General features: G+C 69.0%; 22 protein-coding genes, 2 tRNA genes and 1 pseudogene. 15 read left to right on the forward strand and 10 right to left on the reverse strand.

Annotated features, from left to right (window positions below; translation table 11 throughout):
* Window positions 1–78 precede the first annotated feature (78 nt).
* Complete coding sequence (locus Aau02nite_RS36070) at window positions 79–504, reverse strand: Imm32 family immunity protein (RefSeq protein WP_212993115.1); 426 nt, start codon at window positions 502–504, stop codon at window positions 79–81.
* Between the two features lie 308 nt (window positions 505–812).
* Here Aau02nite_RS36070 and Aau02nite_RS36075 point away from each other — a divergent pair, with 308 nt between their 5' ends.
* Window positions 813–1,751, forward strand: a complete 939-nt coding sequence (locus Aau02nite_RS36075) for a PLL family lectin (RefSeq protein ID WP_212993116.1) — start codon at window positions 813–815, stop codon at window positions 1,749–1,751.
* Between the two features lie 510 nt (window positions 1,752–2,261).
* On the opposite strand, the gene Aau02nite_RS36080 is transcribed toward Aau02nite_RS36075, so the two are convergent.
* Window positions 2,262–3,065 carry a nucleotidyltransferase family protein gene (locus tag Aau02nite_RS36080; RefSeq protein ID WP_212993117.1) on the reverse strand — a complete coding sequence of 268 codons (804 nt, stop codon included), beginning with the start codon at window positions 3,063–3,065 and terminating at the stop codon, window positions 2,262–2,264.
* A 197-nt stretch (window positions 3,066–3,262) separates the two neighbouring features.
* Between Aau02nite_RS36080 and Aau02nite_RS36085 the strand changes: the two genes are divergently transcribed.
* On the forward strand, window positions 3,263–3,415 hold the full coding sequence (locus Aau02nite_RS36085; RefSeq protein ID WP_212993118.1) for a hypothetical protein: 153 nt from the start codon (window positions 3,263–3,265) through the stop codon (window positions 3,413–3,415).
* Between the two features lie 150 nt (window positions 3,416–3,565).
* On the opposite strand, the gene Aau02nite_RS36090 is transcribed toward Aau02nite_RS36085, so the two are convergent.
* Complete coding sequence (locus tag Aau02nite_RS36090) at window positions 3,566–4,261, reverse strand: hypothetical protein (protein ID WP_212993119.1); 696 nt, start codon at window positions 4,259–4,261, stop codon at window positions 3,566–3,568.
* A gap of 545 nt (window positions 4,262–4,806) precedes the next feature.
* On the opposite strand from Aau02nite_RS36090, the gene Aau02nite_RS36095 reads away from it, so the two are divergent.
* The 4 genes from Aau02nite_RS36095 to Aau02nite_RS36110 all read left to right on the forward strand — a co-directional run bounded on the left by Aau02nite_RS36095 (window position 4,807) and on the right by Aau02nite_RS36110 (window position 7,304).
* Window positions 4,807–5,163, forward strand: a complete 357-nt coding sequence (locus Aau02nite_RS36095; RefSeq protein ID WP_212993120.1) for a hypothetical protein — start codon at window positions 4,807–4,809, stop codon at window positions 5,161–5,163.
* A 104-nt stretch (window positions 5,164–5,267) separates the two neighbouring features.
* Window positions 5,268–5,624, forward strand: coding sequence for a VOC family protein (locus Aau02nite_RS36100; protein ID WP_212993121.1), 357 nt, complete (start codon window positions 5,268–5,270; stop codon window positions 5,622–5,624).
* 523 nt (window positions 5,625–6,147) lie between these two features.
* Window positions 6,148–6,540 carry a contact-dependent growth inhibition system immunity protein gene (locus Aau02nite_RS36105; protein ID WP_212993122.1) on the forward strand — a complete coding sequence of 131 codons (393 nt, stop codon included), beginning with the start codon at window positions 6,148–6,150 and terminating at the stop codon, window positions 6,538–6,540.
* A 110-nt stretch (window positions 6,541–6,650) separates the two neighbouring features.
* The gene (locus Aau02nite_RS36110; protein WP_212993123.1) at window positions 6,651–7,304 is read left to right on the forward strand and encodes a hypothetical protein; all 654 of its coding nucleotides are present in this window, start codon (window positions 6,651–6,653) and stop codon (window positions 7,302–7,304) included.
* A gap of 166 nt (window positions 7,305–7,470) precedes the next feature.
* Here Aau02nite_RS36110 and Aau02nite_RS36115 read toward each other — a convergent pair whose 3' ends face one another.
* Window positions 7,471–8,364 (reverse strand): IS5 family transposase, encoded by an 894-nt coding sequence (locus tag Aau02nite_RS36115; protein WP_212993124.1) that lies wholly within the window; start codon window positions 8,362–8,364, stop codon window positions 7,471–7,473.
* A 296-nt stretch (window positions 8,365–8,660) separates the two neighbouring features.
* Between Aau02nite_RS36115 and Aau02nite_RS36120 the strand changes: the two genes are divergently transcribed.
* Window positions 8,661–8,766 (forward strand) — tRNA-Leu (locus Aau02nite_RS36120).
* A gap of 757 nt (window positions 8,767–9,523) precedes the next feature.
* Complete coding sequence (locus tag Aau02nite_RS36125; protein ID WP_212993125.1) at window positions 9,524–11,476, forward strand: hybrid sensor histidine kinase/response regulator; 1,953 nt, start codon at window positions 9,524–9,526, stop codon at window positions 11,474–11,476.
* A 461-nt stretch (window positions 11,477–11,937) separates the two neighbouring features.
* Here Aau02nite_RS36125 and Aau02nite_RS48130 read toward each other — a convergent pair whose 3' ends face one another.
* A complete protein-coding gene (locus Aau02nite_RS48130; protein ID WP_212993126.1) occupies window positions 11,938–12,363 on the reverse strand; it encodes a hypothetical protein in 426 nt (141 codons plus the stop codon).
* Window positions 12,364–12,489: 126 nt separating this feature from the next.
* Between Aau02nite_RS48130 and Aau02nite_RS36135 the strand changes: the two genes are divergently transcribed.
* On the forward strand, window positions 12,490–13,512 hold the full coding sequence (locus Aau02nite_RS36135; RefSeq protein ID WP_212993127.1) for a glycoside hydrolase family protein: 1,023 nt from the start codon (window positions 12,490–12,492) through the stop codon (window positions 13,510–13,512).
* Between the two features lie 93 nt (window positions 13,513–13,605).
* On the opposite strand, the pseudogene Aau02nite_RS36140 reads toward Aau02nite_RS36135, so the two are convergent.
* Both Aau02nite_RS36140 and Aau02nite_RS36145 read right to left on the reverse strand, forming a co-directional pair.
* Window positions 13,606–13,838 (reverse strand): annotated as a pseudogene (locus Aau02nite_RS36140) (IS5/IS1182 family transposase); the annotation flags it as partial.
* Between the two features lie 378 nt (window positions 13,839–14,216).
* On the reverse strand, window positions 14,217–14,945 hold the full coding sequence (locus tag Aau02nite_RS36145; RefSeq protein ID WP_212993128.1) for a CPBP family intramembrane glutamic endopeptidase: 729 nt from the start codon (window positions 14,943–14,945) through the stop codon (window positions 14,217–14,219).
* A 72-nt stretch (window positions 14,946–15,017) separates the two neighbouring features.
* On the opposite strand from Aau02nite_RS36145, the gene Aau02nite_RS36150 reads away from it, so the two are divergent.
* The 4 genes from Aau02nite_RS36150 (at window position 15,018) to Aau02nite_RS36165 (ending at window position 19,505) form a co-directional block, all read left to right on the forward strand.
* Window positions 15,018–15,605: a TetR/AcrR family transcriptional regulator gene (locus tag Aau02nite_RS36150; RefSeq protein WP_212993129.1), complete on the forward strand. Its 588-nt coding sequence runs from the start codon at window positions 15,018–15,020 to the stop codon at window positions 15,603–15,605.
* A gap of 335 nt (window positions 15,606–15,940) precedes the next feature.
* A tRNA-Arg gene (locus Aau02nite_RS36155) sits at window positions 15,941–16,013 on the forward strand.
* Window position 16,014: 1 nt separating this feature from the next.
* Entirely contained in the window at window positions 16,015–18,279 is a 2,265-nt protein-coding gene (locus Aau02nite_RS36160; protein WP_212993130.1) for a hypothetical protein, read from the forward strand.
* A gap of 17 nt (window positions 18,280–18,296) precedes the next feature.
* On the forward strand, window positions 18,297–19,505 hold the full coding sequence (locus tag Aau02nite_RS36165; protein ID WP_246595694.1) for an RNA polymerase sigma factor: 1,209 nt from the start codon (window positions 18,297–18,299) through the stop codon (window positions 19,503–19,505).
* A 23-nt stretch (window positions 19,506–19,528) separates the two neighbouring features.
* On the opposite strand, the gene Aau02nite_RS36170 is transcribed toward Aau02nite_RS36165, so the two are convergent.
* The 3 genes from Aau02nite_RS36170 to Aau02nite_RS36180 all read right to left on the reverse strand — a co-directional run bounded on the left by Aau02nite_RS36170 (window position 19,529) and on the right by Aau02nite_RS36180 (window position 23,369).
* Complete coding sequence (locus Aau02nite_RS36170; RefSeq protein WP_212993131.1) at window positions 19,529–19,888, reverse strand: YciI family protein; 360 nt, start codon at window positions 19,886–19,888, stop codon at window positions 19,529–19,531.
* Between the two features lie 191 nt (window positions 19,889–20,079).
* Window positions 20,080–21,789, reverse strand: coding sequence for an ABC transporter ATP-binding protein (locus Aau02nite_RS36175; RefSeq protein WP_246595695.1), 1,710 nt, complete (start codon window positions 21,787–21,789; stop codon window positions 20,080–20,082).
* A complete protein-coding gene (locus tag Aau02nite_RS36180; protein WP_212993155.1) occupies window positions 21,786–23,369 on the reverse strand; it encodes an ABC transporter transmembrane domain-containing protein in 1,584 nt (527 codons plus the stop codon). The genes Aau02nite_RS36175 and Aau02nite_RS36180 overlap by 4 nt, the downstream gene beginning before the upstream one ends.
* A gap of 106 nt (window positions 23,370–23,475) precedes the next feature.
* On the opposite strand from Aau02nite_RS36180, the gene Aau02nite_RS36185 reads away from it, so the two are divergent.
* Both Aau02nite_RS36185 and Aau02nite_RS36190 read left to right on the forward strand, forming a co-directional pair.
* Entirely contained in the window at window positions 23,476–24,300 is an 825-nt protein-coding gene (locus Aau02nite_RS36185) for an alpha/beta hydrolase (RefSeq protein ID WP_246595696.1), read from the forward strand.
* Window positions 24,297–24,893, forward strand: a complete 597-nt coding sequence (locus Aau02nite_RS36190; protein WP_212993133.1) for a mycothiol-dependent nitroreductase Rv2466c family protein — start codon at window positions 24,297–24,299, stop codon at window positions 24,891–24,893. The genes Aau02nite_RS36185 and Aau02nite_RS36190 overlap by 4 nt, the downstream gene beginning before the upstream one ends.
* The last annotated feature ends 156 nt before the right edge of the window (window positions 24,894–25,049 follow it).

Below are 25,049 nucleotides of genomic sequence, written 5' to 3' on the forward strand. Positions count from 1 at the left end.
CAGGATGAAAAGGGCTCAATGACTTATCACCATCTCAAGCGCGCGCAGCTGAACTGAGCAACAGCAAGAGTCCCGAGGTCAACGCGGCACCGGGATCGGCTCCTGCGGCCAGTCGGCCACGATGACCAAGGGGATGGAGTCCGGCGATCGGTGCTCGTCTCCTGGAAAGTGCTCGATGTGCTGATGCCGGTTCACGCCCCGGTCGTCCGCGGTCTCGGCCAGGTGCGCCACGCCGTCGAGCGCGTCCCACAAGATGTCGAGGTATTCGTGGCCGCCTGAAACATGCAACGTGGTCGCATCTCGCAGGCCGACGAGCAGCGGGCCGCCGGTCACCTCCTGCACCACAGAGCCGCCGGAAATCGCTACCTCGAGAGGTCGGGCAGTCCGAGGTGTCGCACCAAACTGGCGGAGCCGCTGGCCGAGGGCACGGAGCGCGGCTGGCGGGCCGGCAAGCTCCAGTTCGCCGTCACTACCGGAGAGACGGCAAAGCTGATGATCACTCATCCGCTCATTCTCGCTTCCCTTACCTCCGGGGAGGGACGCGCGCCCGCTCGCTAGTTCAGAGAAGGTCTCCAAGGTCGACTCGTTCGAGCAGCTCAACGCCATGGTCGAAATCTGGGACGCGGCCGACGAGTCGCGGCACATCGGCTCGCGGGCCTACGCGATCGGGGAGATGGTCCTCTACGACCACGACATACAGGAGAGCTTCCTCGCCTGACCGTCGGGTGTCATCCATCCTTCCGCCGCTCCGGTCGACTAAGCTTGGTCGCTCATAGTGAAGACTTTGTAGCGCTGGGCGACGAGAGCGGAACATGCGGCGAGAAAAGGTATGGCGGCGCGCCGCGATGGTGTGCGCCCTGGTCGTGTCGTCCGTGGCGGTGGCCACCCCGGCTCGCGCGAGTTCCTGGTCGCCGTGGGTCGGGCGGGGCGGATCGTTGATCTCCAACCCGGCGGTGACGTCGTGGGAACCCGGCAGGTTGGACGTTTTCGCCCGCGGGCTCGACACGACCGGCAAGGACACGAACCGGCTGGCGCACCGGGTCTTCACCGACGGCCGCTGGCAGCGGTGGAAGGACCTGGGGGTTCTGCCCGGCGACTGGCTCACCGGCGGTCCCGCGGCGGTGTCCTGGGGCAGCGGCCGGATCGACCTGTTCGTCACCGCTGACAACGGCCGTCTGGGCCACAAGTGGTTCTCCAACGGCACCTGGAAACAGTGGCAGGACTTGGGCGGTGCGATCACCGGGACCCCGGCGGTGGTCTCGTGGGGGCCAGGAAAGCTGGACGTCTTCGCGCGCAGCGCCGGCGCGCGGCTGGTCCGGCTGAGGTTCGCCGACGGAACCTGGCAGCCGTGGCAGGACCTGGGCAGCCTGGCCGGTCTCAGTGCCCCGAGTGCGGTGTCGTGGGGCCCTGGACGCACCGACTTGTTCGCCGTCAACACCGCCACCAGGCGGATCTGGCAGCGCACCTACAGCGGCGGCTGGTCGGGCTGGAGCGACCGGGGCGGTGACTTTCCGTCGGGCGTGGGAGCGGTGTCGTGGGGGCCGGGCCGCATCGACCTCTTCGGCAAGACACTCAACCGCGACCTCGGCCACGCCTGGTTCTCCAACGGCACGTGGAAGTCATGGCAGAACCTCGGTGGCGGCGAGCAGGGCCTGAACATGACCCCGGGTGCCGCGTCGTGGGCGCAGAACCGGATCGACGTCTTCGGCGTGGACGACAACGGCTTGTTGCTACACAAGACATGGTCCTAACCACCTGCGTGCCCGGGCACACGGTTTGCCGGTCCGAGCAGCTCTGTCAGGTCGCGAGGTGGTCGTAGAGGCTGCCCCGCGTCGCGGTCAACGGCTGGCCCAAACCGCCCAACGCGTCTGGATCAGCTCGGCGGAGATAGACGGGCCTTGCCCCCTGATCTTGGACACTTCGAACCTAGGATCTTGAGGTTCCAGGTAGATCAGGAGTCCTGGGACAAGATGGCGAACAAGCACTATCCCGTGGAGTTCAAGGCCGCCGCGGCGGCGTCGTACCGGTCTCGACCGCGTGCGACGATCGCGTCGATGCCGATGACCTGGGCGTCAACCGGGAGACATGGTGGGATCAGCGACGCCCGTTGTAGGCGGGCAGCCATCCCGACGTACGCGAACACGGGTGAGACATCAGCGAGACCAGGCTTCGACCGCGCCTTGTCGGCGGCATGTGAGTAAGCCGCGTTGATGGCGCGCGGAGAACGCAAGTCACGAGCGCGGACGCCAATGCCGCATGGTTCAGTGCCTCAGGATCTGCAACTCGTCGCCCCAGCTCTCGATGACAGGTGTAAGGACGGGGACCGCGACCTGACTGTCGAAGGCCGCACACGCCGTTTCGACACGCTGGAAAGTCGCCCGGATCGCTGATGGGTCACCATCCAGGGTGGCGGTCAGCAAGGCGAGCAGTTCCCCGGCGTGCCAGAGGGTAAGGGGGTGCTGGCGGAGTTCCCAGGGAAGGTACTTGTGGTAGGGGCGCACCCGTCCTTCCAGTGTGAAGATGACGTCCAGGAGCCAAGGCATCGACTCGGCGGCGTCCAGGCGTCGTTCCAGCGATCGTCCGTCGCGATCGTTCTTGAGAGTGCGATAGGCGAAGTTGAGCCAGCCGTCGAGCCGGTCATGCTCGACGAGAATCGATTCGGCTTCATCGGCAGTGACCGTGGCTTGCCGATGAAGCGCGGATGCCAACCGCCCTTCGGTGCGATCCAACAGCATCGGTGCCCAAGCAAACGACCAGCGATACCACCATCCCTCGGTGCCGAATGGCGGCACGCGCTCGAGGTCAGAGATCGCGACGATGGTCTCGTCCAGTGCCGCGGAACGGCTCGTCTGGGGCCTGCGTCCGCCGGTGTCGGTGAGCACGGTGAAGACATCGATATCGGACCTCTCCGTCGCCATGCCCCGGCCTGCCGAGCCGGACAAGACCATTCCCAAGAGGTCCTCTCCGTAGTCCGCTTCGTTGCGACGTACCAAGCCCGCGAGCATGTCGCGGTGCTCGGAAGAGAGGCTGGGTGGCAGTTTCAGGGCATCAATCTGGTCTGTCACAGTCGTCACGGTCACCCCGGAGTCCGACAAGTGCAAGCGATTTGCGCCATGAAGCTGCGCCCGCTCCTCGGCACGAGCGTGCGGCCTAGCCGGGCTGGCGCGGATCACACCGCGTGACAGCGCTCGGTAGCCGGCGCGCACGGTCGGCGGCAGATTAGGGCGTACTGAGAAATCGGACCATGCCTCAAAGTCCAGGGATGACCGAATGGTGGACGTCCCGTCGCTTCAGCCTGACGAGCCCGCGTGATGACGGCAGCACCTACCTTCCGAGGCTGCTGCGGCGGATTGCCGACGAGATCGAGAAGCGCGACCTCGACCCCATGGACATCCTCGATCTGAGGGTCTCCTAGGAGATGACGGCGGACGGTCCGTGGTGGTCCGCGACGATCTACTGGTCTCCCGATGACGACGAGCCGGGCCACTCACTTCCTTGAACGCACGTTGTCAGCGGCAGATCTGCGCGTCACGTGACGCCAAAGGCCGAACCTGTTGTGGCGTAACTATTGAAGTGATCGCTCCACCCCGCCGTAGAGTCCCCAGTCGTCCAGGCCCGAATAGATCCAGGCAGTGCGGGAGGCCGGCGCGCCATCGCATGCACCATCGCCCACGTAGACAGCTATCAGCGAATCGGTTCCCCGCCACCAGTTGTCCGCCAGACCCTGCACCTCCGGCACCGGCTGAAAGTCGTCCAGGTTGAGGGCGTCAACCGCCTCGCCGGCGACCTTCTTGATCTGCTTCGCCCACATCCTGGCGTGGTATGCCAAGGCAAGCGACTCGATCCAGCCCTCGACACTCGCGTGCAGCGGTACCCACCGTTGAGCGTGAATCCCGAACTCACCCGCTGGGCCAATCATGAACAGGTACGGCACCGCTGTTCGCTGCGATCCCGCCTCAAACCACCACCCGTGTACGACGGAGCCGTTCAGCGCCGTCGCCGGGCTGCCATCCGGAGTATCGACGTCAAAATACCTGGGGCCGCCGTCGTATTCCGGCGCCGGCGGCAGGACCAGGCCGCCCCAGCGCCGCTGAAACGCCACGACGCGGTCTATCTCGATCTCCGGGATGCCGAGTTCCTCCCAGAAGGATCGGTGCTGTTCGGCGTCAGGCAGATCAGCTCGGACGCCGTCCGAAGAGACGAACGACCGGGCACGCCGGGTTAGCCCTTCCGGAACGCTGCCGACGAGGTTCAGATTCATCGGGCCGACGGTACCGGCGGGCGCCTGCCCTCGTCATGCAAGGGCTTTCCCAACGCACTCACATCGGCAGATTAATGCGCCGGCGAGGCCCGCGTTCTGACGCCGGCCGCATCGAGGCGTCGAGGGCCGCCGACCGGGTGAGCGTCCGTTGCGCCGAAACCGTGGCATCCGAAATCTGAAGCTCAGCTGTCAGGTGAGGTCGAACGCTGGACAACTGCTAGCCCACGATGCCTGAGGTCCAGTTGGTGCGGCGATTGATCCCCTGGTAGGGCGCGGCACACCGTTGGCTCCACGCGCCTTCGAGCCGTCCGCGCGTTCTCGGCGGCAGATCAGCCAGACGACCCGGGTTCCCGGCTCAGTCAGGCAGCGCCGGACAGGGGCGGGATACTCAAACGATGAGTTCGCCGAGCGGGTCAACGACAGATCCTCCGGGCGAGGGTCCGGCGGAGTACCGAGACGGCGGTAAGCCGCGGAAGGCGGCAGCCGCGGCACTGTCGCGACTGGTAGTCGGCGTCGGCACGGTCGCTGTCGGCATGGTGGCGGGTGTGGTCAGCCTGGCGGCGGTAACCCCGGTCGATGTGCCTCTCTTGGTTTTTGCCGTAGTCCTGACTCTGGCCGGGACACTCCTGCTCGGGCTGCCATGGCTGCGTCCGCACGCCGGCCGAGCAGGCTGGCTGGCGGGCTGCGCCACCACGCTGATCGGTTCAGCGCTCGCTGCGTTGCTGCCCGTTCGACAGACCTGCTGCGACGCGGCTTACACCTTCTCGTGGGGACTGCCCCTGCCGTGGATCACCGCGAGTGGTGACACCCCAGATCAGGCCTACGCCACCATGAGAGCAACCCTGGTCGAGACAGACACGCTGTCCGCCGCCGCCGAACCATCACCCCCTATCAGCGGCTAGATGTGTGCACCAGCCGCCCGTCCGTGCCGATCCGGGACACGCGGCGCGGCTGGCGACGTCAATTGCAGTTGTTGCCGGTCTGATGACGGCCTACGGTGCTGCGAATGAGACTGCGTCACGTAACGATCGATTGCGCGGACCCGTATGGGCTGGCCACCTTCTGGAGCCGGTTGACCGGCTGGCCGATTTCCGGAATCGATCAGCCGGGCGACGACGAGGTGCTCGTCGAAGCGCCGGACCCGGTGCCGGGTCTGCTGTTCGTCCGGGTCCCCGAGCCGCGTTCGGCCAAGAACCGGGTCCACCTCGATTGGAAGCCCGACGGGCGGTCCCGCAACGAGGAGGTCGAGCGGGCCGTCAGTCTCGGCGCCACGATCCACGAGGATCACCGCGGTCCCGAGGATCGCGGCTGGGTAACCCTGCGCGACCCCGAAGGCAATGAGTTCTGCATTGAACAACATTGAATTCAGCAGTGAGGTACCAGGCAGGATGCACGGTCATCGCGAATCCGTGCACTCGTTTACCGGAGCAGTACGAGCATTCCAACAGCGTGAATGAGTTGGCTCAGATAGCTGCCGTTGACCTTCGGCTCCTACCCGGGCGGACCTGCTGACCAGCCGTCTGAAACGCAAGCGTGACTGCTGAGCCCCGGCCGAGGACCGGGCACGGGCCGGGAGGAAACCTGGCGCGCGCGATGCCTGAGGCAGATCAAGCGGGCAGATCCGACAGTCCCTCTCGAGCCGCAGCGTCCACGCCGACACCCCCCTGCCGTGAGGTCCTCCCTGAGCGATGGCCGCCGCCCGGCACTCCGACGGTCGTACGGCGATCACCCGCACGCGTCATCGGCGGCATGACGGTGCATCTGACGTCTACGCGTTTGCCTCGTCCGTCAGGCAGGGATGCAACCTGCCTCGACTTCGTCAACAGGCCACAGGGCGAGGTCGAAGGCATAGTCTAGGCGTTTGTCGTCGTGGCTACAGTGATCCGATGACAACGATCCAGCAGATCGAGGGCAGGGGCTGGGGGACGGTTCCTGCCGATGCCTCGTTCCTGGTTCAACGCTGCACCGAGCTGAGGCGTAAGCCTCTTGAGCAGTTCACCGTCGAGGATCTTCGGATCATGCTCGGGCAGGAGATAGCGGTGCCCATCCTGCTGCCCCTCGCCGTCGATGTCTTGGCAGCCGACCCGCACGCCGAAGGCGACTACTACCCCGGTGACCTGTTGTGGGCCGTCCTGCGGCTGCCGGCTGCGGCATGGTCAGCCATGCCGGAGGTGCGACAACGCCTGGCCGCTGCCGTGGCTGTCGTGGATCTCGACGATGTACATCTACCCGAGGGCGCACATGACGCCGTCGCTTCGCTCCTCAGGACCACTGCGTGAGCGAAGGGGGGCCATGGCGTCGTCCAGGTGCAGCACTACGCGGAGGCGAGCAGCACGGGTAGCCGTGTCTCCGGTGCCCGGGATTGCGCCTGCTTGGCAGGATCAGTTCCGTGCTCTTGGTATTGATCGCCGTCGGTCCTGTGCTGCTGCTCTGGTTGCTGATGTCGCGAGTGCCGCGGGTCCGGTGGTCGGCGGCACTGATTCTGGCTGGCCTGACCGCCGTCGCGGTCATGCTCATCTACTTCCTGCCGCGCGGCGGCCGTGAGATTCTGCTCAGCTGCTTAGTGCTTGCCCTGGCGACGGTGATTCTTTCCCGCTTGGTGGAGCGACGTCGACTCGGTCCGAGTAGGCAGACCCGAGTAATAGCGTCGGCCTACCTACTCGCCGGCTGGCTGTTTGCTGTCCTGTGTTGCTTCGCGCTGCTGTGGCGACCGGGGCCGTTCTTTCCCTCGGCGGACACGGTGCTGCCGCTGCCGGACGGCCTGCGTGCCACGGTCAACCCAGTAGACGATGGTGACTGCGGCCCGGGGTCGTGCACGCGGACGATCACGGTCACCGGCAGGCCAGATGAGACTGGCCAAGACCTGTACTTGGAAGTGAGGAGGCACCTCAGGGCCGGCGGATGGGGTGGAGGTTGCCGCCCGGCTGGTTGGCTGCTTGACCGAACCACAGAATGCGTCGAAGTGTCCCTGACGGACGGCCAGGCGACGATCCTGCTCTCCGGCAACCGGGACGACCTTCGGCATCTGGTGACAATCGGCTGACACGATCTGCGGTATGCCGGCGCTCAACCTTCAGGTCAGCCCTATTCCTTGAACCAGTCGAGCCCGCGAGGAACGCCATGAGCCGGACGTCATACGCCCTTGCCGGCAAGTACCCGGGCCGCGGGTGCGCGCACTCACATCGGCTAAGGCGTGTTTTATAAGCAGGTCAGAGCCACTCGCTGATGATGGTGATGGTCAGGACGGCTGGGAAGCGGACGGCTAACTTGTCGTAGCGGGTGGCAACACCGCGGTGGCGTTTCAGCCGGGCGATGCCGTTCTCGACAGCGTGGCGTAGCCGGTAGAGCTGCGCGTCGAACGCGGGCGGACGTCCGCTGCGGGAGCCTTTGGCCTTGCGGTGGGCGTCCTGATCTTTCTTACTCGGGATGCAAGCCTTGATCCCGCGCGAGCGCAGATAACGGCGGTTGGCGCGGCTGGTGTAGGCCTTGTCGGCCAGTACCAGCACCGGACGTGACCGGGCCCGGCCGACACCGAGCCTGTTCACCCGGATACGGCGCAGGACCGGGATGAACTGCGGGCTGTCGCCGCGGTGCCCGGCGGTGACAATGCAGGACAGGACTTTCTGGCCCTGTTCACAGGCCAGGTGCGTCTTGGTGGTCAGCCCGCCCCGGGAACGGCCCAGCCCGTGATCGGCCGGCTCGTCATGAACACCGCCGGGTGGTTCCTTCTGCAGATGCCCGTCGGTGCGGGCACCCGCGGCGTGCTGATGAGCGCGGCTGGTCATCGAGTCCACGCTGACCCTCCAGGCGATCCGTCCTTGTGCGTCGCCCTGGGCCTGCAGGGCTGACAGGATCCGCTCCCAGGTCCCGTCACGCTGCCAGCGGCGGAACAGTCCGTAGATCGTCGGCCAGGGCGCGTACTCGGCGGGCACGTCGCGCCACGGTGCACCGATCCGGATCCGCCACCGGATCCCGTTGATGAGCTGCCGTTTCTCCCACTTCGGCGGCCGACCCGTGCCCGACGGCGCAGGCAGCAGCGGGGCCAGGACAGCCCACTGCGCGTCGGTCAGGTCATGCCGCCTCGTCACCGCTAAGGTGGCCACGAGGTCTCCGGTATGAAGTTCTTGCTTGGTCGCAGAACCAGATACCGGAGACCTCTTCAGTTATCGATCATCGCCACGCCGTGACTTCAACCGGCCAGCCCGACTTACGAAACACGCCTTAGATGAATGCACTGGCGAGGCCAGCGCTCTGATCGCCAGACGCATCGAGGCGTCGTGCCCGCCTGCCGGGCAACCGTCGCCAGGCCCCTGGTGTGATCCATGCGTGATCGACGGTCCTGGTGTGGGTCAACCCTGCCTGGCACCGGCCGATAGAAGGCCGGGCCTGGCGACACCACTGAGCCGTAAATTCCGGTACAGAACGACACTGCAACGTACCGGGCGGCACGGCCTGCAGTGGACTCTTAATCCGCGGGTTGTAGGTTCAAGTCCTACGCGGCGCACAGTAGATTATGGCCCCGAACAGGCGTTTTACGTCTGGTCAGGGCCATTTTTCGTCCCTGTGGACGAATGCGTGATCCATGCGTGATCTGGAGACGCTGGCACCTGGCGACAGGGGGCGGCATTCGCCGTCATGGCGGCCCCATGGTGATCCAACTCACCGGGCGAAACGGTCGCCGCCAGCGCCCGGATTCGTGGCTTCCGCGAGGCTAGATGCCGCCCAGTTCCCGACACGCTGGCCCATGTGTCGGCGTACGAGGTGCAGTGCAGAGCCGCGTACGCCGCCGAGTCCATAGCGGCATCGACTTCCGCGAGCTCAGCCGCGAGCTGGCGGCCGAGCCGCCGCCAGCGCACAGAGCGGCTCACCACCACCCCGAGCGACCGGGAACAGGCTCGCCGAGCTGCCGATCCCGCCGTTCGCCAGAATTGGGGTGGTCTCACGAGACATGTCATCGAGCACGTCCTGCCGTTCGGACCTCATTGACCCCCGTTGTGGGTGCGGATGTGCCGAGCACAGCGCTGAGCTCGTGATGACCGTGAAGGTTGCCGGCACATCACTCGAACGGGTTGAAATGGGATGGGCTTACGACCGTGAGGAGGATGCCACCTTTAACCCATGGCGTGGCGTTTGCCCGTTTAGCGAGGAACGTCGGTAAGGTGTAGTATTCGGTCGGAGGTTGGACGCCCGACCTCCGACGTGTTCCTGGTGAGGACCGCTTCAACCAGGGCCCGGACCTGTTGGCGGTCTAGTGGGTTCATCATGGCCGAACTGCCCGGAGCCACGCAGGTCGCCGTCCATCAGGTCGACTTGACGTCGATCATCGAGTCGTTTCAGGACGCGATCGTCGGGACGACCAACGCCGGAATCGTCAACAGCTGCAACCGGGCCGCGGTCGAGCTGTATGGCTACCCTTCGCACGAGCTGATCGGGCAAGACGCCGACATCCTGATTCCGCCGGAGCGCCGGGTGGAGGAGGCGGCGATCATGTGCCGGGTCATGGCCGGCGAACAGGTGGACGGGCGCGACACGCAACGGATCTGCCGTGACAGGACATCGATCGAGTTGTCATTGACCGTCGCGCCGGTCCGTGACAACACCGGTGCGGTCGTCGGGACGGTCAGCATCACGCAGCGGACCAACGAACCACAGCAGGCCCACCACGCCGGGGCACGATCTGCGGTGACGCACGTCGACGGGTTGAAATATCGGACCCAGAGCGACTGGGACCAACGTTTCCAGGCCAATATCGAAGCCGAGTACGCGAACGAACGCGTGCAGGTACAGCAGGCCCAGGACCGGTTCCAGATCCGGATGGGCGAGGAGCGCGCGCGGGAACGGGTACAGGTTCAGGCCGCCCAGGACCGGTTCCAGGTCGCGATGGGCGACGAACGCGCGAAGGAACGCGTGCAGGTCTACGAAGCCCAAGACCTGTTCCAAGCCCGGATGGGCGAACAGCGCGCGGAGGAACAGCTCCAGGTCCAGGCCGCCCAGGACCGCTTCCAGAGCGCGATGGACACCGGGCGGTCCCGCGCCCACCATGACTGGAGCAACCTGCAGTCGCAGCTGCACCAGACTCAGCGCCTCGAAGTCCTGGGCCAACTCGCCGGTGGGATCGCCCACGACTTCAACAATCTCCTCGCGGTGATCCTCAACTACCCCGAACTCATCGCCGACGAACTCGCCGGGCCCGCACCGGAACTGGAGTCGGCCGGCCGTGACATGGGGCAGATCCAACGCGCCGCGGAACGGGCCACCGCCCTGACCCACCAGCTGCTCGCCTTCGCCCGCCGCGAGATCGTCCAACCGCGGGTACTGGAGCTCAACCAAACCGTCACCGACGTAGAGGAACTCCTGCGGCGCACCATCGGCGCCGACGTGCTGCTCCGCACCGATCTGGCCGCGGACCTGTGGCCGGTGCTGGCCGACCCCGGCCAGATCGAGCAGGTACTCGTCAACCTCGCAGTGAACGCGCGCGACGCGATGAGCGCGGGCGGCACCCTGAGCATCGACACCGCCAACGTCATCATCGATACCCCAGCGGACGGAACAGCCACCCAACACGGGGGCCGACACGTCCGGCTACAGGTCAGCGACACCGGCACGGGCATGCCCGCCGATGTCATCGAACACGCCTTCGAACCATTCTTCACCACCAAATCCGAAGGCGCCGGCACCGGCCTCGGGCTCTCCACGGTGTACGGGATCGTCGCCCAAGCAGAAGGCACCATCACGATCCAGTCGCAGCCCGGCGCAGGTACCACCTTCACCGTGCTGGTGCCCGTCACCGACGAGGTCGCCCTACCGATCGAAGAAGCCCCGCGCTATCAACACACCCCGGCAGGGGAAACTGTGCTGATCGTCGATGACCAGGAGGCGCTCCGCGAGGTCACCGGCCGGATCTTCACCCGCGGCGGCTACCACGTCATCACCGCCGCAGACGGGCCCGAGGCCATCAGGCTCGCCGCTGAGCACGACGGCGACATCCACCTCCTGCTGACCGACGTCGTCATGCCGACCATGCTCGGCAAGGAAGTCGCCGACAGGATCCGCATGATCAAACCAAACATTGAAGTCATCTTCATGTCCGGATACGCCCAACCCGTCCTGGCCTCAGAAGGCAAACTCGACCCCGACGTCGTCCTCATCGAAAAGCCTTTCACGGCATCAGGCATCCTCGAGAAAGCCGGACAGGCACTCAACAATCAAACCTAGAAATTCGGCATTCGCCGTCCGCCGACACCCGCCCAACGGGTGCACAGGCTCACGGACAGACCAGGTACGCCGCTGATGTACAGAGATCTGGTACCCGACTCTGCCCGGAATCCGTACCCCGACACCATGACCGTCCAGCGGCGATACATGATCAGTTGGCCCGTCGTGGCGATGGTGCGGCGGACGAGCATCGGGTGCGTGCCGACGAGGACCGTCGCGCGGCGGAGGCTGATCGCGCCTGCCCGCTGGCAGGGGGCAAAGGCTCCGGGCCTGAACGCGTCCTGCCACGGTCAGGCCCGGAGCCGGCCTCAGCTGACGGCCTTGAGGTGTCGCTGGCGAGGCACGCTGGCGGCGGCCTTTTCGGCGGCGTCGAAGGCGAGGTCGGGTACCTGGTCAGACCGGTGGTCTCTGCCGGTGTGCCGCCCCTCGGCGCGGCGGTCCCGGCTCGGGCCGGGCGGCGGTCAGCCGGCGGTCTCAGTGACTCCGATGGCGCGCAGCAGGTGTGGGACGCCGACGATGAAGCGAGTTGGTAGGCGGTGGTGCGGCCGATGCCGAGGACGGCTGCGGGCGCGGGCGGGCCGGTCATCGGTGAGCCGGACCTGGGTGTGGTCACCGTCGGCGGTGATGGTGACCGGGCGGCGGTGCAGGTACCGGGCGGCGCGGGCGACGATGGGGTGGTTGTCGAGGTCCAGCACGACGTCGCCGTCGCGGGTGTAGTGCCGGATCAGCCAGGCGAGGCGCTGCGGGTCGAGTCCGTACCAGGTCGCCGCGTCGGCCAGCGGCGCGTCGCGGCGGTGCGGAGGGACGAGGAACAGCCCGATGAGCGGGCGATCGGAGCCGGAATCGGGGGTGTGCGGGGAGGTCTGCGGCATGGGTGGTGGAGCCACGTCCGCCGACTAGCGCTGACATCAGGGGAATACAAATCCGGGCCTTGATCTGGAGGCTGGGAGCTGGCTGTAGCCGCTGGCCGACATGTTTGCCGCATAAACGGAGCTGTGACACCCTGAGCTTTGATGAGCGAGTGGCTTCTGGCTGAGGCGTCTCCGCTGTTCAGCATGTTCGGCGATCCGCGGCCTGGTCACGGGCTCATGGGAGTCAGCGACCCGGACGTGCATCTGCGCGACGGGACCTGGACGATGTTCCTCGGCGCCTTCACGACCCGCTTTGTGGTACGCATCGTCGAGGCCCGGCTGCCCGCCGACGCAGCCATCACCGATGATTCGTGGAATCTGATCATCGACCGGCGGAAGCGCGCGGTGGAGCTGGGTGCCCCACCAGATCGGCGTGCCTGGGATGCGGCAGGCATGCACACGCCGAGCTACGTCAAGGGGCCTGACGTCGAACGCATTTACTACGCGGGAAGGGGCTCGCGGAAGATCACCGGGCCCGACAGCAGGTACGCCATCGGTTGTCTCGAACACCGCGACGGCGCCTGGCATCGTCTGCCGGGCCCGGTACTGACCGGAGACGCAGCACGACCCAGCGCCCTTGAGCCGTTGGTCCTGCACGCCGACGGGCGATGGCGGATGTGGTTCCTTTCGGCGATCGGCGAGACTGGCCGCGGCGAGCAGCCCGACTACGAGCTGCGGTACACCGAAAGCGACGATGGCATCCGCTGGGAAGCGCCCGAGACGTTCGCGACCTTGGAGGAGGGATTCTTCGACAACGCGGTTTCCAGTAGGGCTGAGGGCTGGCGGATGGTGCTCGCCCGGGGAACGAACTTGTACGGCACGACACCGTTCCCCGGGCAGGGTCTTTGGCTCACCGAGGCTGCGACCCTGGGCGAGCGTGCCGCGTGGTCCCCGCTGCGACGGCTGCTCGACACAGATACCGGTGCCGAGGACTGGTACGCCGCCGGGGTGTGCGGTCCGGCCATGGTGGCCGAAAGCGACACACTGCATGTGTTCGCCACGGGTACCCACACCCCGACCCCGTGGTGGCGCGCCGCGCTCAGCAGGCTGCGCGCCAGGCGGCGTCCGCCAGCGCCCTCGCCCTACTTCCTCACGACCGGGCGATTTACCTTCCACCGAGTCTGAGTCCTCGCGACGGGACCCCTAACGACCTTGTCAACAGTCAGCACTTTTTCAACTGCCGTGAACTGGGTTCTCGATGTGATGCAGGGCCAGAATGTGCCGTTTGTGTTTTCCGGAGTAGTACGGCTCTGATCGGCGACACGGTCGATCGGGATCAGGGTGCCGTCGAGGATGGCGTAGGCCAGCCGGCGGATCCGAGTCATGGCCGCAGTCAGGTCGTCGGCTGCGGCGGCGGCGGCGGTGAGCAGGGTGATCGCGTAGCACCAGGCGGTTGCGGTGCCGACGCCGAACCCGGCCGCCAGCCGGGTGAACGGGTCACCGTTGGCCAAGACCTGTACCTGGAAGTGAGGAGGCACCTCAGGGCCGGCGGATGGGGCGGAGGTTGCCGCCCAGCGGGTTGGCTGCTTGACCGAACCACAGAATGCGTCGAACTATCCCTGACGGACGGCCACGCGACGATCCTGCTCTCCGGCAACCGGGACGACCTTCGGCATCTGGTGACAATCGGCTGACACGACTGCGGCATGCCGGCGCTCAACCTTCAGGTCAGCCTATTTCCTTGAACCAGTCGAGCCCGCGAGGAACGCCATGAGCCGGACGTCATACGCCCTTGCCGGCAGTATCCGGGCCGCGGGTGCGCACTCACATCGGCTATGACAGTGCATCGTGTCCCTCGGTGAGCTGCGCCGAATCGTGGGATCGCGCTGTCAGGCGACACCCTGAACAGTGGGAATCAGGATCGGGAGATTGATCAGTAGGTGGAGCAACATGGCCGCCGGAAGGTTCCGCCTGAGTAAGGCGATGCTCGCGACTGCGAGTGCTCCGGGCAACTGGTGCAACAGCCAGGAGGGCCCGAAAAAGGCGATGTGCGGCAGGATGAAAGCAGCGAGGCTCAACGCGGCGCCGAGCGGCCGGGCCCATCGCCGACGACCGAACAGGGCACCGAGCCGCTCCGCCAGAAATCCCCGATAGACGATCTCCTCCGTCACGGCGGCTGTGACGATCAGCATGATCACCCCGACGATCCCGAGGTCGACGATGACCGTGACGCCTTCGTTGTCGCCCTGCGGTGCGAATCGGCCGGCCAGCCAGGACCACACCATCACGATGCCGAAGGCGTACAGCACCCATTCCAGGTCACGCCCGCTCGGCTTACGGATCAGCAGGGAGTACCAGCCCCGGCGTTCCACGACGAACACCAGCGCTATCAGCACCGCCGCTCCGAGCCACTTCCATGGATCACCGGACAGCGGCCCGGAAAGCCCGAACCGCAGATCTATGCCGCCCAGGCGGTCGACCGGCGGCCCACCATAGACTCCGAGGATCACGATCATCCCCAGCGTCAGGCTGGTCAGCAGCCGGGGCCGGCTCAGCGACGGCGCATCCCGCAGACGTTGCGGCTCGTCGGTCGAAATGCCCGGATCTCTGGCTCGCACCCTTCTAGAGTACCTGCTCTAGAGTGGGCACTCTAGTCTGTGGTTGATCGGAAGAAGAACAGGAGATCGGTCATGTCCGCCATCCGGCGCACGGCTCGCCGTGCCGACATCATCGATGCGGCCTATCGGTGCATGGCCCAGCACGGCTATGAGCGCAGCACCACGGCACAGATCTGCAAGGTCGCCGGCGTCTCGTCGGGCACGTTCTTCCACTACTTCCCGACCAAGGCAGCCGTGCTGGGCGCGGTTCTTGAAGACGGCCTGCAACGCACACGCGAGGTCTTCGAACGCATCCGCGACACAGCGGCCCGAGACGCCGTCGCGGCCCTTGATCAGTGGCGCGAACACGTCCTCGACGAAGCCTCCGACGAGAACTTGGCCGGGTTCATCGCGGTTCTCGGCGCCGTGCCGGACAACGCTGAGGTTGCTGCGGCGCTACGAGCCGAGGCGCAGTTGACCCGAGAGGTCCTGACCGAACTGGTGGCCGCGGGCCAAGAACAGGGCACGATACGCACCGACCGCACACCGGACCGTATCGGAACGTGGCTGGGAATCCTGGCCCGAGGCGTACTGGAGCATGCCGCCGAGGAAGGTCCCGTTGTGCGTGACACGCTGGGCCCGGAAATGACCGACATGCTCATCCGACTGCTCCGTCCGTAGCCAGCCCCACCCGGACGGGGGTGTGTGGGGCCTTCACCGGTCCAGCAACCTGCCGATGAACCCGGGCCTGGCGACGCCACGAAACCGTACATGCCGGTGCCGAACGGCGCAGTAACGTACCCGGCAGCACGGCCGACAGTGGACTCTTCATCCGCGGGTTGTAGGTTCAAGTCCTACGTGGCGCACAGTTCACGATGGCCTCGCCCAGGTGTTCACCTGCGGTCGAGGCCGTTCTTGTTGCCCGCAACGCAGCCCCCGTCTGTCCGCACAAATGCGTTGCCGTCTTGCCCAGGCGCCATAGGGTCTACTGACGGCCTCGATCGACTCGGGCCCGACGGCGTGTAGCTCAGTCAGCAGAGCACCGGGCTTCGGACCCGGAGGGCGCGGGGGCGGAGCCCGCCACGCCGGCATGAAGAACGACGAGGTGGGTGCCACCTACACCAGGGGGCAGCTCGCGTCCGCATTCGTGACCGCGTTGACGCACGAGGACGCGGGTACCCGGGCGCGCGCCGAGGAGCGCGTACGGCGCTGGTCACAGGTGCTGGCGGGGATGGCGTCGGGCAGGGTGACGGTCGGTTCCCGTACGCCGGTGGCCGGGCTCCCGGCGTGGGCGACGCCTCAGGTTCTTCGAGGTGGGTTCGCCACCGGTACGCCGGCGGCAGGTGGGTCGATGCGCCCACACGAGACGGCGGTCGGCAGCGAACGGGGCGCGGTCTTCGCCCATTACCTGACTGACGCCGGTCAGGCGGAGCTGTGCACGCTGCTGGACAGCGGCGGCTACCGATTGGAGTTCCCCGAGCAAGCTGCCCTGCTCGCGGTGGCCTGGCTCCTCCGGGCCGGTGACCGGGCCCGGGCGCTGGGTCTGTTGGATGAGATCGGCCCGTTCGCCTCGCGGTTGTGCTTCACGCCGGTGCCGGATCCGGTCAGGCGGCAGGACCCGTCTGTCGTGTGGCGGGCCGGCGCCGGCGAGGTGGGAGCCGCGCTGGCCGGGCGACGGGAGAACGCCCGGGTGGAGGCGATGCGTGAGGCGGTGACGGTGTGGAACCCGTTCGCCGACCAGATGCTGGCGTTGTGGCTGGAAACCCGGGCCGGCCACGCGGTGGCGGCCGTCTTTCCTCCTGGCTGGGAGGGTCGGGCCGGGGATCTGCTTGACCGATACGAAGCGCTCGCCGCTGCCCACACCCGGTGCGGCAAGCATCGCCGGCCCAAGGAGAACCTCGCCATCCTGCTCGCCGCCACCCGGGACATCACCGGTGGCGGCAGGCTGACGGATCGGCGCCGCGGGATGCTGCGTCATGCGGTCGACTCGACGGTGGCGCGGAGGGGACGGCCCGGCTCGCCGGAGCATGCGGCGCTGCGGCTCGTTCAGGTCCGGGAGGCGGCCATACCCGCCCATCACCTCTTGGCCCGGGTGGTGGTGGCCCGGCTGTCCGGGCTCGACCCGGAGGCGGGGATCCGTCAGGTGCACGAAGTCTGTGGCCCGGTGACCGAGGCCGAGGCAGACACCCACCCGGTCCCGGCCGGCACACCAGTTCCCGAGCCGATCCGGCGGGTCGTGCGGCGCGCGATGGCCGGCCGGGTGGATGAGTTGCTCGATGCGGGGGTGTTGCCGTCGGCTGAGGTACTGGCGGAACTCGTGCCGCAGCTTGCCGCCGAGACCAGCGCCGCCGCGTACTCCGACCCCGCGCTGCGGACGCTGATGGCAGCGACCTACCGCGCCTTCCGCAACCGCCGGTCGCTGCTGTTGGTAGACCTGCAGCACCAGGTGCGGTTGACCGAACTGCCCTGGGTGCGGGCGCTCCGCCCGCACCGGGAGGCGGGTGACGACACCCGCCGGGAGGCACACGCCACCCTGCGTCGGCTCGGCGAGTTGGCGCTCGACGGGTTTCCCGCCACGCTGCCGCCCAACCCACTCGTGCGGGAGTTCGCCGCGCTGTCCCGGGAATCCGGTGCTGATCTGCCGTGGGTCGAGGAGCTGGCCGCGGACATCTTCATGGGCCGGTTCTCCCCCAAGTTTGTGCGTGCTGCCCGCCTGGCGGGGGAACTGCTGACCGACAGCGTCTACGCCCGCTACTACGACATCGACTACCCTGCTCTGCCCGAGCCTGACGAACCGGGCGAACGGGGCTCCAGCAGCGCCGCGTTCGATGCGCTGTGCCGGGGCCGGGCAGGAGCCGCCCGCGGGCACAGCGGGGTCGCGGCCAACGGCACGGTGATCGAGCAGGCGCAGATCCTGACCACGCACAACCTGGCCACGCTCGCCCACTCTGTGGGTGTCACTCCCGCCGACGGGTGGGCGGGGACGGCTCGGCGCACCTTCGCCATGGTCCTGCGCATCACCTCGCGCATCGACCGCAATCCCCGCCCCTTGACGACGATCAAAGACGTCGCGTACGCCTGGCGGCACCTCGTCTTTTGTCTGTCCCTCCCCGGCGCAGGTGATCCGAGACCGCTGATCGAGGGGTTCCACGCCGATCTCGCTACCGCGCCGGAAGCCGTCCGGACCAGGCTGAGCCCGGCCGTGACCGGACTCGGGTACGTCGTCGCGGGCGGCCGGTTCAGCGCAGGCGGCACGCCGGCCGGAGGACGTCGACTGGTCGGCTGGACAACGGGACAGCACTGGATGCGTGAGCCGGGGAGCGGGGATCGCGGGAGGCTCGCGGTGGAGTACTGACGGAATAGCCTGGTGCAGTGGAGGACGTGGCCGCTCTGGTCGACCGGGTCTGGCGGGCGGATGCCGCCGGCATGCTCGGCGCGCTCGCCCGGCGGCTCGGTGATTTCGGGCGGGCCGAGGAGGCGCTGTCCGACGCACTGGCCGAGGCGCTCAAGCGCTGGCCTGAGGACGGCGTACCGGACAATCCTCCCGGCTGGCTGGTCACGACCGGGTGGCGCAAGGCGCTGGACCGGCTGCGCCGCGACGCGGCCGGCCGGGCCAAAGCGGCCCAGGTAGCGGCCGAACCGGCGCCGACGCCGGGCGTCGACGACCGCCTGGCCACGATCTTCGCGTGCTGCCATCCCGATCTCCCGCAGCCGGCCCGGGTCGCGCTGACCCTGTACGCCGCGAGCGGTCTCAGCACGGCCGAGATCGCCGCCGCGTTCCTGGTGCCGCTGCCGACCATGGCGCAGCGGCTCAGCCGGGCCAAACGCCAGCTGCGGGCGAGCGGGATCCGGTTCGAGGTGCCGCAGCCGGATGAGTACGCGGATCGGCTGCCGGCCGTGCTCGCCGTCATCTATCTGGTGTTCAACGAGGGCTATCTGTCCAGTGGCCGGTCCGCCCAGCGGCGGGAGCTGGCCCGCGAGGGCGTGGAGTTGGCCCGCCAGCTGGCCGCGCTGCTGCCCCGCGAGCCCGAGGTGGCCGGCTTGACCGCCCTGCTGGAGCTGCAGCAGAGCCGCGCCGCCGCGCGGTTCGACTCGTGGGGGCGCATCGTGCTGCTCGAACGGCAGGACCGGCAGCTGTGGGACAGGGCCGCGATCGGACGGGCGGCGCTGCGGCTGCGGTCGGCGGTGAGCCAGGGCCGGCCCGGGCCGTACCAGGTCCAGGCCGGTATCGCCGCGCTGCACGCGCTGGCGGCCTCGTACGAGGTCACTCCCTGGGCCGAGGTCCGCGCGCTGTACGACCGGCTGTCCAGCTTGGACCCGTCTCCGGTCGTGCTGCTCAACCGGGCGGTGACCACGCGGTTCGTCATCGGGCCGGTCGCGGCCCTGGAAGAGGTCGACGCGCTTGCGGGGCGGCTGGCCGGTTACCACCTGTGGCACGCCGCCCGAGCGGACCTGCTGTCCACGCTCCAACGGCCGGCCGAGGCCCTCGCGGCGGCGGAACGGGCCCTGGCACTGGCGACGAATCCCGCCGAACGCGAGCTCATGTCGCGCCGGGTGGGTGAGCTGGGGCGCCGGCGGTGAGACCGGCGCCCCGCCGCACCGCCCTACTCCCGGCTCATCACCGGTCGCACCTCCACCGCGCTCATGCCCGCGCCCAGCGGCCAGGTGGCCGCGATCTTCGCAGCCTCGTCGGCGTCGTCGCACTCCAGCATGATCACCGCGCCGATCACCTCCTTGAGCTCCAGGTACGGCCCATCGGTGATCACCGGCTCCCCGTCCGCACCGGCGCGCACCGTCTTCGCCGTGCTCCGTTCCTGCAGCTCGGCCCCGCCCTCGGCGATCTTGCCGGTCGGCTGCCACCGCTCGTACCACCCGTAGACCTGGGTCATCAGCTCCTGCTCGTCGGCGGGCGACAGCTCGGACCAGTCACGGTCGTCACCGAAGATGAGCATCGCGTATCTCATGGGTTCTCCTCAGGGTCGAAGGCTTGCGTCCTCCGGGTGACGAACGGGAGGCACCGGTTCTCGACAGCGTCGCGGCAGTTGTCAGGACAGTTTCTCGGCCGGGGCACAGGCCAGGTGCTGGCGGTCTCCACCGGCATGCACGTACCTGGCCTTGCGCGCCCCCTCCGGCGCCGGTGCCCCGCAGGCGGGCCTCACGTGCCGTGCCAGGTGCGCCACAGGGCTGCGTACGGGCCGTCCGCCTCGAGGAGCTCGTCGTGGCTGCCCAGCTCGATGATCCGGCCGCCGTCCATGACCGCCACCCGGTCCGCGTCGTGGGAGGTCTCCAGGCGGTGGGCGATGGCTATGACCGTACGGTCGTGCAGCACCGCCGCCAGGGCGCGTTCCGCGCTGCGGGCAGCCGTGGGATCCAGCAGTGCCGTCGCCTCGTCCAGGATGACGGTGTGCGGGTCGGCCAGCACCACCCGGGCCAGGGCCAGCTGCTGGGCCTCGCCGCCGCTCGGTGGGTCCTCGCCCAGGTCGCGGTCGAGGTCGTCGGCCCAGTCGGCGCCGACCGACTTCAGCGCCCGGCGCAGCACGTCGTCGGGGGCCGCCACCATCAGGTTCTCCCGCAGGGACTCGCGGAAGACGTGGTGTTCCTGTGTCACCAGGACCACCTGGCGGCGCAGCTCGTCCGGTGGCAGGTCGGCGATGGGCACGCCGCCCACGGTCACCGATCCGGCGTCCGGGCGGTCCACGCCGGCGATCAGGCGGGCGAGGGTGGACTTGCCGGCGCCGGAGAGGCCGACGATCGCCAGCCGTTCTCCCGGCCGTACGGTCAGGTCCACGTCGTGCAGGACATCCGGCCCGGACTCGTACGCGTAGCGCACCGCCCGGACCTCGATCCGGTCGCCGTCCGGCGCCCGGATCGCGCGGGTGCCGTCCGCGGGCACCGCGGCGAGTCCTTCGACGCGGGCGAACGACGCCGCGCTGCTCTGCAACTGTTCGATCGTGAGCATGATGTTGTCGAGCGGCCCGACGAGCTGCCGCAGATACAGCAACGCCGCGGCCACCGTGCCCAGCGTGACCGAGCCGGCGAAGTACAGCCGGCCACCGATCAGGAGCACCAGCACGACCGGCAGCACGTACGACATCTCCACCAGCGGGAAGAAGACCGACCGCAGGCCCAGCGTGGCCAGCCGGGTGCGCCGGGTCTCCGCGATCGCCGCGTGTCCCCGGGTCAGGCGGCGCTCGCGGAGGTCGAAGGCCTCGATCGTGCGGGCGCCGGTCGTCGTGGCCGCGAGCTCGTCGGCCATCACCGAGTTGGCCGCGCCTTCGCGCAGGTACGCGGCCCGGGCCCGGCGCAGGTACCACCGGGTCACGAACCAGATGCCGGAGAAGCCGAGCAGGCCCGCCACTCCGAGCGGCGGGCTGACCACCACCACCGCGACGACGATCAGCAGCATCTGCACGACGGAGATGAACACCACCGGCAGCGAGTCCCGCAGGGTCGTCGCGACAGCGTCCACATCGGTCGTCCCGCGGGCGGTCAGGTCACCGGCCGGTACCCGTTCGGCCACCGCGGCGGGCAGGTCCAGCGATCGGCGCAGGAACTCCTCGCGGATCCGGGCGGCGGTGCGTTCGCCGAAGCGGTAGCCGACCGTCAGGGCGTACCGGGACAGCAGCATCTGCGCGACGGCGCAGGCCAGCACGGCCAGGGCCAGCCGGTCCACCCGCCCGGCGCCGTGCCCGCCGGTGACCGTGTCGATGATCCGGCCGAGCAGCCAGGGACCGCCCAGGCCGGCCAGCGCGGCCAGGGCGTTGAGGACGAGCATCAGCACGACGGTGCGGCGGTCGGCGGCCAGCAGCCGCCGGGCCGCCCGCACGACCAGACGCCGGTCGGCGATCGGCAGTACGGCACTCACGCCGGGTCCTCCCCGAAGACCCGGGCGACCAGCCGGACGTAGCCGGGTGCGGTGCGGAGCAGGTCCCGGTGCGATCCGGTGGCCGCCACCCGCCCGTCGACCAGGTAGTGCACGACGTCGGCGCGGTCCAGCAGCGCCGGCGAGGTGGTCGCGACGACCGTGCCGCGGGCCGCCCGGGCGGCCCGCAGCCGTCCGGCGATCGCGGCCTCGGTGTGCGCGTCCACCGCCGAGGTCGGCTCGGCGGCGAGCAGCATCTCCGCCTGCTGGTAGAGCGCGCGGGCCAGCCGTACGCGCTGGCGCTGGCCGCCGGAGAGATTGCGGCCGCCCCACTCCACGGGATGGTCGGGCTCACCGACGTCGCGGGCCGCCGCGGCCTCGATCGCCGCCCGGAAGCGTTCCTGCTCGGGGGTGTCGCGGCCGGCGACCACGTCGCGCAACGGATCGGCGAACAGGTCCGCCTCGTGCTCGGCGACAAGGATCCGCGACCGCACCTCGTCCCGCGCGATGCTGTCGAGCCGGACACCGCCCCAGGTCGCGTCGGTCGGGCCGTACCGGCCGAGCCGTTCGAGGACCGCCGCCGCGTCGGCCGGCCGGGCCGAAGCCAGCGCGGTCAACCGGCCCGGTTCGGCCGACACCCCGGACACCGGATCGTGCAGGACCGCGGGCCGGTCCGGGGCGGGCCGGCCGGCGACCTCGTCCGGCGGCAGGCGCAGGAAGGCGACCACGTGCCGGGCGGCGACCAGGCCCCGGGTGACGTCGAACCCGCAGAAGATCATGACGTTGACCGGGATGACCAGCATGGCCGTGTAGCCGTACACCGCGATCAGCTCGCCGGTCGTGAGTTCGCCCGCGGCCGCCTGCCGCGCCGCCAGCCAGATCACCACGGCGAGGAAGACGCCGGGCAGCCCCTCGCCGAGCGCGCCGACCCAGCTGCTCGCCCGGCCCACCCGGTAGCCCAGGTCGCGCAGGCCGGCCGAGGAGCTGCGGTACCGCGCCAGGTGGCCCTCCTTGCCGCCCAGCCCGTTGAGGATCCGCAGGCCGGTGAGCACGTCGACGAGCTGGGCGGCCAGCGCGCCCTGCCGCCGGCGGTACCGCGCCCCGGCCGCCTGCACCCGGACCAGCAGCGGACCCACCGCCAGGGCGAGGACCGGCACGCCGGCCAGCACCACGACGGCCAGCAGCGGCGAGGTCCGGAACAGCAGGACGGCCACCACCGCGTACGCGAGCACGCTCGCCACCCCGACCCCGACGACGTTCATCGCCCGCCCGATGGTCCACACGTCGGCGATGCCGATGGTGACCACCTCGCCGGACGTGACCCGGCGGGGCAGCGCGGCACCGAGCCGGATCGCGTGCCTCAGCACCGCATCGGCGGTCCGCAGCGCGGCGGCCAGCCGCAACTTGGTCATCGACCGGTGCCGCATAATGCCCAGGCCCGCGCTCGACAGGCCGATCAGCAGCACCGCCGCCGTCCAGGCGAGCAGGGCCACCGGCCGGCGCGGACCGAGACCGCGATCGATGGCCTGGGACAGCAGATACGGCGTGAGAGCGAGGCTGGCGAACCAGAGCGAGCCGAACATGGCGCCGAGCAGAACCCGGCCTTTCAGTTGCCTGGCGAGCCACCAGAGGTAACGTGCGGGTCCCCGGATATCCACGGACACCATGGTGCCTGGCGACAATGGGACGGTGGTCAAGGTGCCCGCTGCGGTACGGGCAGCGCTCGTCGTGCTGCTCCTCCTCGCGCTGCTCGTCGCGGCGGCGTGGCTGATGCAACGCCGGCTGGTCTACTTCCCGGACCGCTCGGCGCCGCCGCCCGCGGCTCAGGTGCTCGCCGGGGCCGAGGACGTCTCCCTGCGTACCGCTGACGGGTTGAGCCTGGGCGCCTGGCTGGTCCGGCCCCCGCCGGGAACGACCGACCGGCGCATCGGTGTGCTCGTGGCGCCCGGCAATGCCGGCAACCGGCTCGCCCGGGTGCCGCTCGCCACGGCCCTGGCCGGCCGGGGTCTCACCGTGCTGCTCGTGGACTATCGGGGCTACGGCGGGAACCCCGGCAGCCCGACCGAGGCGGGGCTGGCCCGCGACGTCGACGCGGCCCGGGCCTATCTCGCCGAGCGGACCGAACGCCTGCTCTACTTCGGCGAGAGCCTGGGCGCGGCCGTGGTGACGGCGCTCGCGACCCGGCATGCGCCGGCCGGGCTGATCCTGCGGTCACCGTTCACCGACCTGCCGGCGGCCGGCCAGGAGCACTACCCGTTCCTGCCGGTGCGGCTGCTCGCCCGCGACCGCTTCCCGGTCCGGGACGCCATCGCCCGGATCACCGCACCGACGCTGGTCGTCTACGGTACGGCCGACTCAGTCGTCCCACCGGCCCAGAGCCGGGCCGTCGCCGACAACGCCGCCGGACCGGTACGGGTCGTGGTGGTCGAGGGCGCCGACCACAACGACGCTTCGCTGCTCAACGGGCGGCAGCTCATCGACGCCGTCACGGAACTGGCCGGAGGTGACTCGTGACAGCGCGAGCCGTGGACTTCTGGTTCGACCCGAGCTGCCCGTTCACGTGGCTGACGTCGCGGTGGATGGTCGAGGCCGCGACGGTACGACCGCTCGGCGTGCGCTGGCACGTCATGAGCCTGTCGGTGCTCAACGAGGGGCGCGACGTGGACCCGGAAGGCGACACCGGCGGCTACCTGTGGGGACCGGTGCGGGTGTGCGCCGCGGTGGAACGCCGGCACGGGCCGGAGGCGCTGGCGCGCTTCTTCACCGCGTACGGCACTCGCGTGCACGAGAGCGGCGAGTGGGGCGAGTTCCGGGGCGCGCTGACCGACGCGGGGCTACCGCCGGACCTGGCCGAGGTGGCGTGGACGCACGAGTACGACGACGCCGTCCGGGCCTCGCATACCGCAGGAATTTCGCTGGTCGGCGAGCACGTCGGCACCCCGGTGATCGCTACCGACGGGCCGGCCGGCGAGCGCGTCGCGTTCTTCGGCCCGGTGATCTCGGAGGTGCCGCGCGGGGAGGCGGCCGGCCGGCTGTGGGACGGGGTCGTCCTGGTCGCCGCGACGCCCGGGTTCCACGAGCTGAGAGGCCGCCCGGCGGCACTGTGAGGGCCGAGGTGGACGGCCCGCGGGACTGTCCTTCCACGAGCATGTCGGAGCTGTTCAGGTGATGTTGACCGTGGTCGCGACGTCGCCGCGGCCTTCCTCCGCGAGTGGCGTTGTCGCCGCGGCGGGAGCCGGCGCTGTGCCGGCGGACGGTTCGGC

The sequence above is a fragment of the Actinoplanes auranticolor genome (assembly GCF_018332655.1).
GTDB classification, from domain to species: Bacteria; Actinomycetota; Actinomycetes; order Mycobacteriales; family Micromonosporaceae; genus Actinoplanes; species Actinoplanes auranticolor.

Excerpts from the sequence above, each read along its gene's own strand:
- Aau02nite_RS36070 (WP_212993115.1), bottom strand. The coding sequence starts at position 504 with ATGAGTGATCATCAGCTTTGCCGTCTCTCCGGTAGTGACGGCGAACTG.
- Aau02nite_RS36075 (WP_212993116.1), top strand. The coding sequence starts at position 813 with ATGCGGCGAGAAAAGGTATGGCGGCGCGCCGCGATGGTGTGCGCCCTG.
- Aau02nite_RS36085 (WP_212993118.1), top strand. The coding sequence starts at position 3,263 with ATGACCGAATGGTGGACGTCCCGTCGCTTCAGCCTGACGAGCCCGCGT.
- Aau02nite_RS36090 (WP_212993119.1), bottom strand. The coding sequence starts at position 4,261 with ATGAATCTGAACCTCGTCGGCAGCGTTCCGGAAGGGCTAACCCGGCGT.
- Aau02nite_RS36100 (WP_212993121.1), top strand. The coding sequence starts at position 5,268 with ATGAGACTGCGTCACGTAACGATCGATTGCGCGGACCCGTATGGGCTG.
- Aau02nite_RS36105 (WP_212993122.1), top strand. The coding sequence starts at position 6,148 with ATGACAACGATCCAGCAGATCGAGGGCAGGGGCTGGGGGACGGTTCCT.
- Aau02nite_RS36125 (WP_212993125.1), top strand. The coding sequence starts at position 9,524 with ATGGCCGAACTGCCCGGAGCCACGCAGGTCGCCGTCCATCAGGTCGAC.
- Aau02nite_RS36135 (WP_212993127.1), top strand. The coding sequence starts at position 12,490 with ATGAGCGAGTGGCTTCTGGCTGAGGCGTCTCCGCTGTTCAGCATGTTC.
- Aau02nite_RS36150 (WP_212993129.1), top strand. The coding sequence starts at position 15,018 with ATGTCCGCCATCCGGCGCACGGCTCGCCGTGCCGACATCATCGATGCG.
- Aau02nite_RS36160 (WP_212993130.1), top strand. The coding sequence starts at position 16,015 with ATGAAGAACGACGAGGTGGGTGCCACCTACACCAGGGGGCAGCTCGCG.
- Aau02nite_RS36170 (WP_212993131.1), bottom strand. The coding sequence starts at position 19,888 with ATGAGATACGCGATGCTCATCTTCGGTGACGACCGTGACTGGTCCGAG.
- Aau02nite_RS36180 (WP_212993155.1), bottom strand. The coding sequence starts at position 23,369 with ATGTTCGGCTCGCTCTGGTTCGCCAGCCTCGCTCTCACGCCGTATCTG.